Source organism: Sneathiella sedimenti, assembly GCF_017313765.1.
GTDB classification, from domain to species: Bacteria; Pseudomonadota; Alphaproteobacteria; order Sneathiellales; family Sneathiellaceae; genus Sneathiella; species Sneathiella sedimenti.
On record NZ_JAFLNC010000006.1, the window covers coordinates 43,369 to 57,079 of the forward strand.

The following is a 13,711-nucleotide window of genomic DNA, read 5'->3' on the forward strand; positions in this document are numbered from 1 at the left end:
TAATGCGGTAACAATGAATGAGTGGCATTCGCTCACCAGCAGGCGTGCCGTCCGGATTGGCGGGAAGCGCTACCTCCCGTTCCTCCGGTCAAGGACCAGTGGAACCGGCGACACCTGTTGCCCCCACTGGAGAGCAGCATGGCTTGCCCGCACAGTCGCCACGGGGCAAATCATCTGCAGCAATGAGCGAGAATACGCCGATTAATGCCGTTGTGATGGCAAAATCCTCGAATGAGAATATTGTCCTACATACGGCATACGGCAATTTCCGGATTACTTCGCCGACGCCGCTGTCCATTGGCTGCCATATCGTGTTTGAAGTAACCGAACAGGCGGAAGTTATTCTGGCGCGGCTGCTCGCGATGAATGGCGAGAAATTTTCTCCTCCAATTGACGTCAAATTATTACCCACTGTCGAGAGAACGATATCCACTGCGGAGGGTTATCTGAAGGCAGGTCAACTGCATCCCCTGGAACTTAAGACGGATATGCTGAATCTTGCTGCCTCGCTATCCCGGGGTGCCAAGACACTTGCTGCGCCACTCACCCCTTCTTCTCAACTTCCGTCCTTGTTAGCGGACCCGCTTGGCACCAAGTCAACCCCGGCCCCCGCAGGAAACATTGCCGGCATTCAAAGTGATCGGGTTACCGCGACCACCCAAATGGGGTTATCCGCATATCAGAAATATCACAATCCGTCGTTGGCGGCTGCGCAGGGCGCGGAGGGTCCGATATCGCCCATGCGATCCGGTCCCGCCAAGACACTGGCAGCCATCCGGCAACATATCGTCGAGGCTGACATCCTGCGACTGGCGTCCCCATCAACTGTTGAAACATCCAAGGGGCCCCTCTCAATCACGGAGGGAAGCAAGATTGCGCTGGTCATCCGGTCGCAGCAAATGGCCGGCTCACTCTCTTCCCAGACCGGCCTGTATCAGGGAACGGTAATTGCCCTCACCAACACTTCCGCGGCAAATGGCAGCAGCCGTGTCACTCTGCAAACGCCGCTCGGGACACTCTCCTTTACGACGACAACACCTCCCGCGACAGGAACAACTGTGCAGTTTTCCATTGCGGACCGGATCGACGTATTTCCTCTTCCGAATGCAGAAATTCAGCAATCGGGTAGTCGATTACCGGCAATTGGCGCCATGGTGGACTGGCAAAACCTCCGTGAGGCCCTCAATCTCGTTGCGCGGCAGGATCCAATTATCGCACAGACAATAATCAATCAGATTTTGCCCCAGGCAAATGCGCAACTTTCAAATAGTCTGTTGTTCTTTATGGCGGCGCTAAATTTGGGTTCCATCGAAAAGTGGCTAGGACAGGATTTTACGCAGGCCTTGAAGGCGGCGGGAAGGACGCCTCTTCTTGGAGCTCTCGAAGATGATTTCGCAATCTTTTCCCGGCTGCAATCAGAAACAGGGGGACAGGACTGGAAAGCCCTCAACTTTCCTTTCTTCGACGGGCATAATTTGCGGCAGATTCGCATGTTCCATCGGCAAAGAAAGAACCCGGAAGATGCAGATCTGGAAAAAGACACAACCCGCTTCATTATCGAGCTTAATTTGACGAAATCAGGTAAACTCCAACTCGACGGCCTTTTCAAGTCCAAGCTGTTCGATCTCGCCGTCCGCAGTCATCAGGCCATTCCGGAAGAAATGCGCCTCCACATAGGCAAGCTTTTCAATGAACATATGGAAATCTCCGGCCTGAAAGGTCAGTTGATTTTCAAGACAGTTCCCTCATTTCCCATTGATCCGCTGGCGGAATGGGAACGTGGTCGCGATGACGGAGCCAGCGCCTAAATGCCAAGCTCTGCGCGCATCGCCCGGGTCAGCTTTGCCTTTACTATCGTATAGGCTTCCTGAATATACGCCTCTATATCCTGATCCTGCATTGCGTCTTTGCTAATCAATTGTACCCATCGTGCCCGCGCCAGGTAAGGCGCAGGAATTATACCTTCTTGTTCAGTCAGGATCGCAAAAGCAAGATCACTGCACTTAAAGCTTATTTTTTGCGTCTCATCCGGTCCCCAGTTGGAACAGATGGCAAATATCTTGCCTCCGACTTTCCAGACAGACGCATTTCCCCACTGTTTGACATTGGTGGCGGCAGGCAGTGTAACGCAAAAGCTGTCAAAATCATCTCTTGTCATAATTCCTTTTCCTATTGCGATACGTCGGTACACAGACAGTTTGCGAAGTTCATTCCTAACATTCAGCCTTGATAGATTGCGACCGCTACGCCATATTCCCGGTCAAATCCAAACGATTAGGAATACAATAGATGTTCGTTGTTGCAGCGCTTTATAAATTTGTAGCCCTGCCCGACTATGAGCAGTTGCAAAGCCGATTGCTTACCCTTTGTCAGGAAAACAATATTCAGGGTACGCTCCTGCTCGCCGAAGAAGGGATCAATGGCACGGTTGCCGGCACCCGTGCGGCAATTGATGCGTTGGTTGCATTCCTCAAAACCGATACAAGGTTTGATGATCTGCAGTACAAGGAATCCTACAACGAAAAACAACCCTTCTACCGGATGAAGGTCCGCCTTAAAAAGGAGATTGTCACCCTTGGTGCGCCGGGCCTTAACCCCCGAGAAACAGTTGGCACCTATATCAAGCCGCAGGATTGGGATAGCCTGATAAGCGATCCGGATACCTTGCTTATCGACACGCGCAATGACTACGAAGTTGAGGTTGGAACCTTCAAGGGGGCCGTAAATCCGGAAACCAAGACTTTCCGGGAATTTAAAAAATTTGTTGAGGAAAAGCTCGACCCGGTTCGCGACAAGAAAGTGGCGATGTTCTGCACGGGGGGTATTCGTTGTGAAAAGTCGACATCCTATCTCCTCTCCAAGGGATTTGAGAATGTGTACCATCTTGAAGGCGGTATTCTGAAATATCTTGAGGAAATCCCGAAAGAGGAAAGCAGCTGGGAAGGTGAATGTTTCGTTTTCGATCAGCGGGTTACGGTCAACCACGATCTTGAAAAAGGGTCTTATGATCAATGTTATGCCTGCCGATATCCGATTACAGACACGGATAAGGACTCCCCGCTTTATATTGAGGGAATTTCCTGCCCGCGCTGTCACGACAGCCTGAGCGAGGAGCAGAAAATGCGTTTTGCGGATCGGCAAAAACAGATCAATCTCGCCAAAGCACGGAACGAATCCCATATTGGCGGCAAGTAGCAGCTTGCGCATTACTCTTCCAGATTTACCGATTTGATCAGCTTTTCTATCGAGGCAAAAGACGTTGCGCCCTTGAAGGATGCGAAGGAGCCAGTTTCAAGAATTTCCTTTGCCGAGTTTATCATTGCGCCATAGGCAACCCGGGCGAAAGCGGAACCGACACTGATGCGCCTCACTCCTGCGCGCTCTAGTTCAGCAATTGTGACACCCGGCAATCCGATACCGGCTACCACGTTAACGGGCTTTGAAACCTCCTTGCAGACTGTCTTAATGGTCTCCAGGTCTGGAAGTGCAGGCGCATAAAGAACGTCTGCCCCAACTGCCTCATACCCTTGAAGGCGTGCCAGTGTATCATCCAGATATGGTCGGCCAAAAAGATAGTTTTCAGCCCTGGCCGTCAACATAAAAGGCCGCTCCAAACGTCTGACGGTTTCTGCAGCTGCAGCTATCCGTTCAATCGCATGACCCCGCTCATAAATAGGGTTATCCGGATCACCGGTAGTATCCTCGATCGTGCAGCCGGCAAGACCAATGTCAGCCGCCAACCGGATCGTTTCTGCCACCGCTTCCGGAGTGTGACCAAATCCATTTTCAAGATCCGCGCTCACCGGCAAGGTCGTCGCCGAGATAATTTCAGCCGCATGCCCGAGCGCTTCCGACCGGCTGATATCGCCGATTGAAGTGCCCCGTCCGGTAGAAAATGCAAATCCGGCACTTGTCGTTGCCAAAGCTTCAAAGCCAAGTGCCGTCAACATTTTTGCCGATCCCACATCCCAGGGGTTGGGGAGGACAAATGCTTTTTGTCTCAGATGTAACGCCTTGAAAACTTCCGCCCTTTCATGAATATCAATCGACATGCACCCTCCCGGCCATATTGTTCATGATTTGTTCACTATCGAATATATATGAAAAGCTCGCAAGGAAAAATACAAATTTGGGGTTGGAAAAGACTTCGAAATTACCGCATTCGATCTTTGCGCCGATGCAGCTCGATGGCGAGCTCATCAAGACCCATCTGTTCTATTCTGTCCCGCTCATATTTTTCCTTAACTTTGCGGGCATCCAACGCGACCTGATATTTCTTGAGGTCCTGATAGCAGACAGTCACTTCAACATTCAGCTCGGCAATCTTGGCATCAACATCTTCAATGCTCGCCTGAATATTTTCCCGTTGTCTTTTTGCCGCGGCGGCATAGTTCGCGAAAGAAAAACCAACCTCGAAGTTATTCCCGGCGACGTCTTGCTCCCGCTGCTGCTCATCCTCAAGGGCTCGTAATTGTTTGAAGAAACCTGCTCGCAGGTTTTCGAAGTCAGCGAGTTCCCGTCGCTTCTCGTCAAGTTTCCACTTATGGACCCTTATGAGACTGTCTAAGCCCTTCATCTGGAATTCAACCTCAATGCATCAGCCTCCCAAACTATGCCGTTTCAAGATCTGGCTGCTGCGCCAGGATTTCTGACAGCGCCGCAAAGCATTCCGACAAACTTGCGCGGTCCTTTTTTCCCTGACTCATAAATTCTTCCAGCATGGGAAAGAAGTGAATAGCCTCGTCAACCAAGGGATCCGCCCCTTGGCGATAGGCTCCCAAACGGATCATTTCGGCCATATCGTCATAGGTAGACAGATATTGCTTCGCTTTCGAAATGAGAGTGTTTTCATTATCGCTGTTGCATCCAGGCATTGTCCGCGACACAGATTTAAGTACGTTGATCGCTGGATACCGTCCCCGTTCGGCGATCTGTCGCTCCATGACTATATGTCCATCCAGAATCCCACGGACGGCATCGGCGATGGGTTCATTATGATCATCGCCCTCAACAAGAACGGTGAAAAGTCCCGTAATGCTTCCCTTGCCGGAACCGGGGCCGGCACGCTCAAGTAATTTTGGCAGTTCACTAAAGACAGTTGGCGTGTAACCTTTACTCGTCGGAGGTTCTCCGCCCGAAAGACCGATATCCCGTTGTGCCATGGCAAATCTGGTGACGCTGTCCATCAGGCAAAGCACATCGCGGTCCTCATCACGGAAATACTCCGCCAACGAAAGCGTCAGGTAAGCGGCCTGGCGCCGCATAAGTGCTGATTCATCTGATGTCGCGACAACAACGATGCTTCTCTTCAGGCCTTCCTCACCGAGGTCGTCCTTGATAAATTCCTGTACTTCCCGACCACGCTCGCCAATCAGGCCAATGACGTTAATGTCAGCCGCCGTGTTTCGGGCAAGCATCGAGAAAAGCACGGACTTACCGACGCCCGAACCTGCAAAGATACCCATTCTCTGTCCGCGACAGCATGTAACGAAGGAGTTGAGAGCACGGACCCCAAGATCAATTTTCTCGCCAACCCGTTGACGGGTATGTGCTGGTGGCGGGGCATTCCGAAAGGGAACAGCCCTGTTGCCTGACTTTAGCGGTGGTCCGCCATCAATTGGCTCCCCCATGGCATTGACCACCCGCCCGAGCCAACTTTCGTTAGGAAAGACGACTGGATCACGCTCAGCAATTTCCGCCTTGCAGCCAATGCCAATGCCTTCAAGAACACCGAACGGCATAAGCAACGCGCGATCGTCCCGAAACCCGACGACCTCGCATTTCACTTTTCCGCCATCGCGGGCACGCAGATTAACTCGGCTACCAATACTCAGTTGTCTCTGAATACCGCCGATCTCGACCAACAGACCCATTATTGCAACTACACGCCCGTAATATTGTGAAGTTGGTACACGATCGATTTCCGAAATTATACTTTGCACGAAAGACGCCCCGCTAAACTTGTTTGTATGTTCCTGGCTTTGTCTAATTAATCCATTCTGCCAGATACATTTTAATGTTTAGTAAATGCCGTCATACGAAGTTAACAAAGATAGTTAATTTTTATCTTTTGTTTTAACTAATTGTTAAGTTAAGTTGTTAATAATAGTTGGGTACAGGAGGTACAGTATATGCGGGTACTATTGATAGAAGATGATAGCTCAATGGCTCGTGGCATCGAATTGATGCTGAGCGCAGAGGGCCTGAATGTTTACACGACCGACCTCGGTGAAGAGGGCGTAGATCTTGGTAAACTTTACGACTATGACATTATTATACTGGATTTGGGCCTGCCTGATATGTCCGGTTACGACGTCTTGAAGAAGCTTCGTACGGCCAAGGTATCGACGCCCATTCTGATATTGTCCGGCATGTCCGAACCTGATGACAAGGTTAAGGGATTGGGCTTCGGCGCGGACGATTATCTTACCAAGCCTTTTAACAAAGATGAACTTGTTGCACGAATTCACGCAATTGTTCGCCGATCAAAAGGCCATGCCCAATCTACAATCCAGACTGGTAAGCTTACAGTAAATCTCGATTCCAAATCTGTTGAAGTCAGCGGTCAGCGTCTGCATTTGACAGGCAAGGAATATGGTATGCTCGAGCTTCTCAGCTTGCGAAAAGGCACGACATTGACGAAAGAAATGTTCCTCAACCATCTTTATGGGGGCATGGACGAGCCGGAACTCAAAATCATCGATGTTTTCGTTTGCAAATTGCGCAAGAAGCTTGCCGCGGCGACTGCCGGCGACAACTATATTGAAACGGTTTGGGGCAGAGGATATGTCCTTCGCGACCCCGAAGAGAACCTTCAGGCGCGAGCCAGCTAGCATTCGATCAGATAACGAGGCGTCATTAAAAACCCCGCAGTAATTTGTTATTGCGGGGTTTTTTATTTGGAAATATCAACTGACACTTTCAATCACAGCCTGATTTTCTGGTCAACCGGTTGCGGCCATCAATCCACCATTCACCGAAGTATAGACTCCCCGCTGACCGTCCACCGGTTTAAAGCTGTCGCAAATACCAAGTACCGTTTCCGCTCCCCCCAGGAAGAGCGCGCCATCTTCAGCTAGGATATTATGGACCTGGGTTAGTACCTGGCTTTTTGTTGGCTGGTCAAAATAGATCAATACGTTCCGGCAGAAGATAACGTCGAATTGACCCAGGTTTCCGAGATCTTCAAGCAGGTTCTTCGGTTGGAATTTCACCATTGCCCGGATAGAACTATCGATCTGCCACATCTCTCCGACCTGCTGGAAATGCTTCATTAGCAATTGGATGGGAAGACCACGTTGCACCTCAAATTGTGAATAGAGCCCAGCTTTGGCCTTTTCCAAGACTTCATGAGAAATATCTGTTGCCATGATTTCCACACGCCAACCTGCCATTTTGGCGGCTTGCTCCTTCAGCAGCATGGCAAGAGAATAGGGTTCCTGACCTGTTGAGCACGCTGCAGTCCATATCCGCAAGGATTTTTTCGCCGCGCGCGCCGACAACAGCTGCGGCAGCACGACATCACGGAAAGTATCAAAGGGCTTGGTATCGCGGAAAAAGAAGGTCTCGTTAGTTGTCATCGCCTCGGTTATTTCTTCCAGAAGGCGTTCGTCATTATAGCGGCGAACTTCGTCCGCCAGAGCTGCCAGGTTTTCCAGCCCGCGTCGCCGTGCGAGAGGAACCAACCGACTTTCAAGCAAATATATCTTCTCTTCAGTCAGCACCAGCCCGGAACGTGACTTGACGATGTCGCAGAAGAGTTGGAAGTCCTTACTGTTCATACGGGTCTCCCATTGATGATCTTTTCAATCGCGTCCGGGATTTTGTGCAACGGTAAAACCCGATTGCATAAGCCGGCAGTGGCGACCGCCCCCGGCATTCCCCACACGACACTTGTTTCCTCGTCCTGAACAATCACCGACGCTCCTGATTCCGCGAGCATTTTGCAACCGTCCAGTCCATCGTGCCCCATACCGGTCAATATTATCGCAAGCACATTGGCACCATAGACCGTCGCCAAACTTCTAAGCATCGGGTCTACGGAAGGACGACAATAGTTTTCGGGTGGCTCCTGGTTTAGCTTGATGACCACATCTGAATCTTTCCTGGCAACCGTCAAGTGCCAGTCACCCGGTGCCACGTATACCCGGTTTTTCAGTACCTTTTCACCGTCTGTTGCTTCCCTGCAGTCCTTCTCATAGATCTTGCCCAAATGCTCGGCGAGAATGGCCGTGAAAGTGCCGGGCATATGCTGGGTGATTAAAATTGGAAGGCTGGTTCTGCCTTTTAGCGCTTCAAAGGTCCTAAAGAGAGCTTGCGGACCGCCCGTGGAAGATCCGATCGCAATTACTTCAGGCACCGAGGGTGTCTTGTCGAAGGCCCGCAAATTGATGGCCGGCTTCTTGAATTTTGGCGATACGATTTTTTGCTCAGAAACTATTGGCTTAAGGGTCGGCGAAGACATCACTTTCCCCGCCTTGCAAGAACGTGCTCGGCGGGTTGCGCCAAGCGCCCGTATCTTTTCCAGCAACCCTCTATGGAATTCTTCTTTCTCGTTAGCAACACGAGTCGATTCCGGCTTCGCGATATAGTCTGCTGCCCCCATGGACAACGCCTTTAAGCTGACATCTGCATTTCGCCTTGTCAGCGTCGATGCCATTATAACCTGCACAGCTTGATCCAACTGGATAAGTTTTGGCAATGCCGTCAGACCGTCCATTTCCGGCATCTCAATATCCAAAATAACCAGTTCGGGGCGCGAACGTTCAAATTCCCGGAGCGCCGTCACACCGTTGTTGGCAATGGCGACAACCTGAATATCCGCCTCCGCCTCAAGCCACCTGGTCAGAAATCCGCGTATAACCGCGGAGTCATCAACGATCATGACCCGATAGGGTTCCTTGACCATCTTGTCAGGCAGACTTGTTATCGCTGTTTCGGCTTGCACCACCTAGAGAACTCCCACCTGTGAGAATTTCGCTTCTATAATCGCCCTGTCGAACGGCTTCATGATATATTCGTTTGCCCCTGCGGATATGGCCTCACGGATATGCGCCATATCATTTTCCGTCGTGCAAAAGATCACGACAGGCTGCTCGCCATTTTCCGCGTTCCGCAGCGTCCGTAGAAAATCTATTCCATTCATCACCGGCATGTTCCAGTCGAGCAAAATGACATCCGGCATTTTCTCAAGACAAGCAGTCAGCGCGCGCTTACCGTCTTCTGCTTCAAGGATACCAAAGCTCAAATCTTCCAGAATGCGCCTCGCGACCATGCGGACAACTTTGGAATCATCAACAATCAAACAAGATGGCATCGAAATTCTCCGTTCTTTTTCAAGCTGCGATGGTCGAATTGTCTGCGAAATTCAGAAGCTGCTCAATTTGCATGACAACAAGCAACTTGTTTTCCAGCCGGTAAACACCGCCTGATACTTCTTTCCAGCAAGAATTCAATGTGACAGGAGTTGGCAGCAACTCATTTAAATCAAGGCTGAGCACTTCACCTACGTCGTCAATCATCAGGCTATAAGGTTCACCCTGATGTTCAACGACAATACTCATGCCGTTTTCTTTATCCTTCCGTTGCGGCAACCCAAGTCGCTCGCGCACGTCAATAGCAGTCACGATGCGGCCACGAAGATTAAGGACACCCGCTACTTCTGCCGGGGCAAGAGGAATTTTAGTAAGTCTCAGACCTCGAAGAACGTCATGTACCTCCAGAACTGGAATACCAAAAAGCTGGTCCGCGATCAGAACTGTTACATAATCTTGAATATTACGGGTGGTCATCTTGCACTCCCACTTTCCCTGAGAGTCTGCGAAAGCGCGGACATCAATGAGTCTCTATCGAATTTTGCGACATAATCTGAAAAACCTACGGCACGGCCGCGATCGAAATCACCTGGCGTCGTGTGGGAAGATAATGCGACAATTGGCGTACCATTCCACCTGTCGTCACCTTTTACTTCCTCGGCAAACCTGAAACCGTCCATTTCCGGCATCTCGATATCACTGATAATGATGTCGAATGTCTCGCCTGACTCTCGCTTCTTTAATGCATCAATGCCGTTTTCCGCAGTTGAGACGTCATATCCCGCCGTCTTAAGGAGCGGTACGAGCATATTGCGGAAAAAAGGACTGTCATCGACAAGCAAAACCTTCTGCTTCTCGTTGCTATGGCCAAAAGGTCGTGTCTGGGAGTCACCAACCCAGCTTCCAAAACATTTATTCAGGCAATAGCCCACATCAACTATGTCGGTTGCCTTACCCCGGATAACAGCGCTGCCGACATAACCGTCACGTTCCGAGATCATTTCAACGTCGAGATGATCTTCGACAATATCGACAATTTCATCGACGACCAGCCCCATCGAACGATCCTGATCACTGAAGACAAGGACAGCTTGCCTGCCCTCTTCTTTAATCTCGATATTGTCGTCTATTGTCGTCAGCGGCATAAGCTGACCGCGATACTGGACAACCCGCTTGCCGTTGGCTACTTCAATGGTGCCAACATCAATCTCTTCAAGGCGCGCAACCAGAGATAGAGGTACGGCCTTCGGGTCTTTGCCACCTGCCCGGAAGACAAGCAACGCAACCTTCTCATCCTGCACCTGCGCTTGGCTTGTTTCCTCGTTTACCGAACTTTCCGATGTGACAACCGCATCACCAGACATGGCGGCAATTCCATTTGGATCGAGGATCATGATAACGCTGCCATCCCCCAGGATTGTATTTCCGGAGAAAATGGAAAGATTTTTCAAGATTGGCGCAATCGGTTTGACGACAATTTCTTCGGTATCGAAAACCCGATCAACAACAATGCCGAACAAAAAGCTGGCAACCTGAATAACAATGATAAATTCTTCTGACCCTTTTACGTCGCTTCGGTCCGCCACTTCATCCGCTGCCGTTTCTAGGCGCATGATTTCGCTGAGATGAACAAGGGGTAATAGATGGTCACGCAGGCGTAGGACCGGCGATGCATTGATCATTTCAATTGTATGATCACTACTGCCATTGGTCGACGCCCGCACGAGCTCAACGACACTTGTCTGCGGGATGGCAAATCTCTCGCCGCAACATTCAACGATCAACGCAGACACGATCGCAAGAGTGAGCGGTATCTTTATTGTAAAGGTAGACCCCTCACCTTCTTCTGACGTCAGGGCAATCGTCCCGCCAATCTTCTCGATATTTGAGCGAACGACATCCATGCCGACACCTCTGCCGGATACATTGGTTATCTTTTCTGCAGTCGAAAATCCGGCACGCATGATGAAATTGTGGATTTGCTGTTTGCTCATCCCATTCAACTCAGCTTCAGTCGCCAAGCCGCTATCAATAACTTTCTTTTTGATTTTCTCGCTGTTCAGCCCGCGTCCATCATCCGTAATCTTGATGATAATGTGACCGCCTTCATGATAGGCTTCAAGAATGATCTTGCCTGTCTCAGGTTTTCCGACTGCGAGACGATCCTCGGTTACTTCAAGTCCATGATCCGCCGAATTTCTCACCATATGGGTGAGCGGATCCTTGATCAGTTCAAGCACCTGGCGGTCGAGTTCCGTCTCGGCACCGTGCATAACAAGATCGATTTTCTTACCCAGGTCATGGCTGAGATCTCGAACGATCCGCGGCAACTTCGACCAGGCGTTTCCTATTGGCTGCATCCGCGTCTTCATCAGCCCTTCCTGCAACTCTGTCGTTACATGGCTGAGCCGTTGCAGAGGAACGGTAAATTCATTGTCATCCATCCCGCGAACCATCTGCAAAAGCTGGTTTCGGGTCAAAACAAGTTCACTGACCATCGTCATGAGGTTTTCGAGCATCTGCACATTCACGCGAATGCTCTGATTGGCGATGCTGGATTCTTTTGACGTTTTCTCTACTGCGTTATTTTTCTCTTCGGGCGGGCTTTTTTCTTGCGTCACAGCAGGTGGCGCAACCATATCGTCGGGCCCTTCCGCAGCCTGAAAAGCTGCCTCCAACTCTTCCAGAGAAACCTCTCCAGGGCGCAAGTCAGCTTCCTTGAAGTCGTCGTCCGGACCTTCCGCGGCCTGAAAGGCCGCTTCAAGTTCCGCCTCGGAAACCATTCCGGCGGGAATCTCGTCCTGTTCGGGTGCCAGCGCCGCTTCCGTGGCAATCTCGCCAAATGCGACATCATTCAAGCGGGAAATCAAATCAGCATCATTCCCCGCGGGCTCTTCTTCCGTCTCCTCGATCGTGGCCAAGATATCCTTGATCGCATCCATCGCCTCTAGGATGAGGGTTACAACATCGGTTGTAACGGTCAGTTCCTTGTCGCGAATTTTTCCGAGAACATTTTCACCAGCGTGCGCCACTGCCTCCAGCCTTGGCAACCCAAGAAAACCGCAAGTCCCTTTGATTGTATGAACAAGCCGAAAAATACTGTCGATATGACTTTCGTCACTCGGATCCTGTTCCAAAACTACAAGGGAAGCATCAACGATACCTATGTTCTCGTTGGTTTCCGTAAGAAATTCGCTTAAGAGGTCATCCATACGCCTGCGCACTTTCCGCATCTTTACTTACTTTTCAGGAAACTAGCCCCTGAAATATTCAGATACAGAATGCAGGACAGAGGTTAACAAGCGGTTACATATTGGCCCGAAAACCTCCCTTTTTTAGCACAAAATATCGGCTCTGGAATTCGGGTGGAACGCGACGTGAATTAATTCAATCCAGCTCAAAGTGGGGCAGAAATCCGGCAATACCCGGTCATGATGAGCGGACGGCAAGCGTTACCAGACCATCCTCCACTTCCAGAATATCAAGGAGCGCTCTATTGTTTTCACAAAGAGCCATTAAATACTGCGCTCCCACATTTTGCGCCGTAAGTTCATTTTCATTGTATCCGTTCTGCAGAATATGCGTCATGTCTTCACGCAGGACGGCACGCGGTCCCTCCGCCCGAAAGGTAAAGGACCAGTCTGCCCCGGTTACACTTCCAGTAACATTTACTTCCCCGCCGCGAGGCAAGGTACCTGTCGCAATAACCAGCAGATTACAGAGGATTTTTATCACATCTTTTGGCAACAGTTCCGCACCGCCTTCACTGTCCGGCCAATCCAGCTTGACCTTTCCGTAAGACAGGAGGTCCCGGGACAGAGTGCGGGCGTCCCGTACAGAAACATCTTGGCCCAGGCCACCGGCAAGACCAAATGCAAGCCGATAGAATTGAAGCCGCGCGGAGGCTTCTCCTGCACTTTCGCTCACAAGTTTAAGCGCTTCGGTACGCATGTCTTCATTGCCGTCATCACTGACAAGCTCTATTCCATTGCATACAGCGCCAATGGGTCCGATGACATCGTGACAAAGTTTGGAGCTCATTAATGAGGCGAGTTTTAAATCAATCATAACTACTCCAAAATTCGTCCGTTGCGGAACGCTATAAAATCGAACAACCTTTGTCGTCTGCGCGACAATTTGCTAGGGTGAATATGCAACAATCTTATCCACCATGTTAAGAGAAAAATCATGCTAGCACAGTTTTCGCCCGGCCAATATGTTCGACATCCGCAAGAACCAAGCTGGGGAATAGGGCAAGTACAGTCTTCCGTTGCAGATCGCGTGACGGTTAATTTTGAGCATGCCGGCAAGCAGTTGATTATTGTTGGACAGGTTGAACTCGTTGTACTCAGCGAGGAAGAAGCGCATAAAGAGCAAAAGCGCTGAAATAAGATGGG

14 protein-coding genes are annotated in these 13,711 nt (G+C 50.4%); 4 read left to right on the plus strand and 10 right to left on the minus strand.

Annotation, left to right across the window (positions count from 1 at the left end):
- Positions 1–17 precede the first annotated feature (17 nt).
- Positions 18–1,808 carry a hypothetical protein gene (locus J0X12_RS16440; protein ID WP_207047531.1) on the plus strand — a complete coding sequence of 597 codons (1,791 nt, stop codon included), beginning with the start codon at positions 18–20 and terminating at the stop codon, positions 1,806–1,808.
- Here J0X12_RS16440 and J0X12_RS16445 read toward each other — a convergent pair.
- Positions 1,805–2,158: an MmcQ/YjbR family DNA-binding protein gene (locus J0X12_RS16445; protein WP_207047532.1), complete on the minus strand. Its 354-nt coding sequence runs from the start codon at positions 2,156–2,158 to the stop codon at positions 1,805–1,807. The genes J0X12_RS16440 and J0X12_RS16445 overlap by 4 nt on opposite strands.
- 131 nt (positions 2,159–2,289) lie before the next feature.
- On the opposite strand from J0X12_RS16445, the gene trhO reads away from it, so the two are divergent.
- Positions 2,290–3,195, plus strand: coding sequence for an oxygen-dependent tRNA uridine(34) hydroxylase TrhO (gene trhO, locus J0X12_RS16450; RefSeq protein ID WP_207047533.1), 906 nt, complete (start codon positions 2,290–2,292; stop codon positions 3,193–3,195).
- Positions 3,196–3,206: 11 nt separating this feature from the next.
- On the opposite strand, the gene J0X12_RS16455 is transcribed toward trhO, so the two are convergent.
- From J0X12_RS16455 to fliI, 3 genes are all read right to left on the minus strand, one after another.
- Complete coding sequence (locus J0X12_RS16455; RefSeq protein WP_207047534.1) at positions 3,207–4,052, minus strand: isocitrate lyase/PEP mutase family protein; 846 nt, start codon at positions 4,050–4,052, stop codon at positions 3,207–3,209.
- 101 nt (positions 4,053–4,153) lie between these two features.
- A complete protein-coding gene (locus J0X12_RS16460) occupies positions 4,154–4,576 on the minus strand; it encodes a flagellar FliJ family protein (protein WP_207047535.1) in 423 nt (140 codons plus the stop codon).
- A gap of 34 nt (positions 4,577–4,610) precedes the next feature.
- On the minus strand, positions 4,611–5,942 hold the full coding sequence (gene fliI / locus J0X12_RS16465; protein ID WP_207047536.1) for a flagellar protein export ATPase FliI: 1,332 nt from the start codon (positions 5,940–5,942) through the stop codon (positions 4,611–4,613).
- A gap of 189 nt (positions 5,943–6,131) precedes the next feature.
- Between fliI and ctrA the strand changes: the two genes are divergently transcribed.
- Positions 6,132–6,833: a response regulator transcription factor CtrA gene (gene ctrA / locus J0X12_RS16470; protein ID WP_207047537.1), complete on the plus strand. Its 702-nt coding sequence runs from the start codon at positions 6,132–6,134 to the stop codon at positions 6,831–6,833.
- A 111-nt stretch (positions 6,834–6,944) separates the two neighbouring features.
- On the opposite strand, the gene J0X12_RS16475 is transcribed toward ctrA, so the two are convergent.
- From J0X12_RS16475 to J0X12_RS16500, 6 genes are all read right to left on the minus strand, one after another.
- Positions 6,945–7,781, minus strand: coding sequence for a CheR family methyltransferase (locus J0X12_RS16475; protein ID WP_207047538.1), 837 nt, complete (start codon positions 7,779–7,781; stop codon positions 6,945–6,947).
- Positions 7,778–8,950, minus strand: coding sequence for a chemotaxis-specific protein-glutamate methyltransferase CheB (locus J0X12_RS16480; RefSeq protein ID WP_207047539.1), 1,173 nt, complete (start codon positions 8,948–8,950; stop codon positions 7,778–7,780). Before J0X12_RS16480 ends, J0X12_RS16475 begins: the two co-directional genes overlap by 4 nt.
- On the minus strand, positions 8,951–9,316 hold the full coding sequence (locus J0X12_RS16485; RefSeq protein ID WP_207047540.1) for a response regulator: 366 nt from the start codon (positions 9,314–9,316) through the stop codon (positions 8,951–8,953).
- Positions 9,317–9,335: 19 nt separating this feature from the next.
- A complete protein-coding gene (locus J0X12_RS16490) occupies positions 9,336–9,791 on the minus strand; it encodes a chemotaxis protein CheW (RefSeq protein WP_207047541.1) in 456 nt (151 codons plus the stop codon).
- The gene (locus tag J0X12_RS16495) at positions 9,788–12,526 is read right to left on the minus strand and encodes a hybrid sensor histidine kinase/response regulator (RefSeq protein ID WP_207047542.1); all 2,739 of its coding nucleotides are present in this window, start codon (positions 12,524–12,526) and stop codon (positions 9,788–9,790) included. The genes J0X12_RS16490 and J0X12_RS16495 overlap by 4 nt, the downstream gene beginning before the upstream one ends.
- Before the next feature lie 217 nt (positions 12,527–12,743).
- Positions 12,744–13,382, minus strand: coding sequence for a histidine phosphotransferase family protein (locus tag J0X12_RS16500; protein WP_207047543.1), 639 nt, complete (start codon positions 13,380–13,382; stop codon positions 12,744–12,746).
- Between the two features lie 120 nt (positions 13,383–13,502).
- Between J0X12_RS16500 and J0X12_RS16505 the strand changes: the two genes are divergently transcribed.
- Positions 13,503–13,700, plus strand: a complete 198-nt coding sequence (locus J0X12_RS16505; protein ID WP_207047544.1) for a DUF3553 domain-containing protein — start codon at positions 13,503–13,505, stop codon at positions 13,698–13,700.
- Positions 13,701–13,711: the final 11 nt, after the last annotated feature.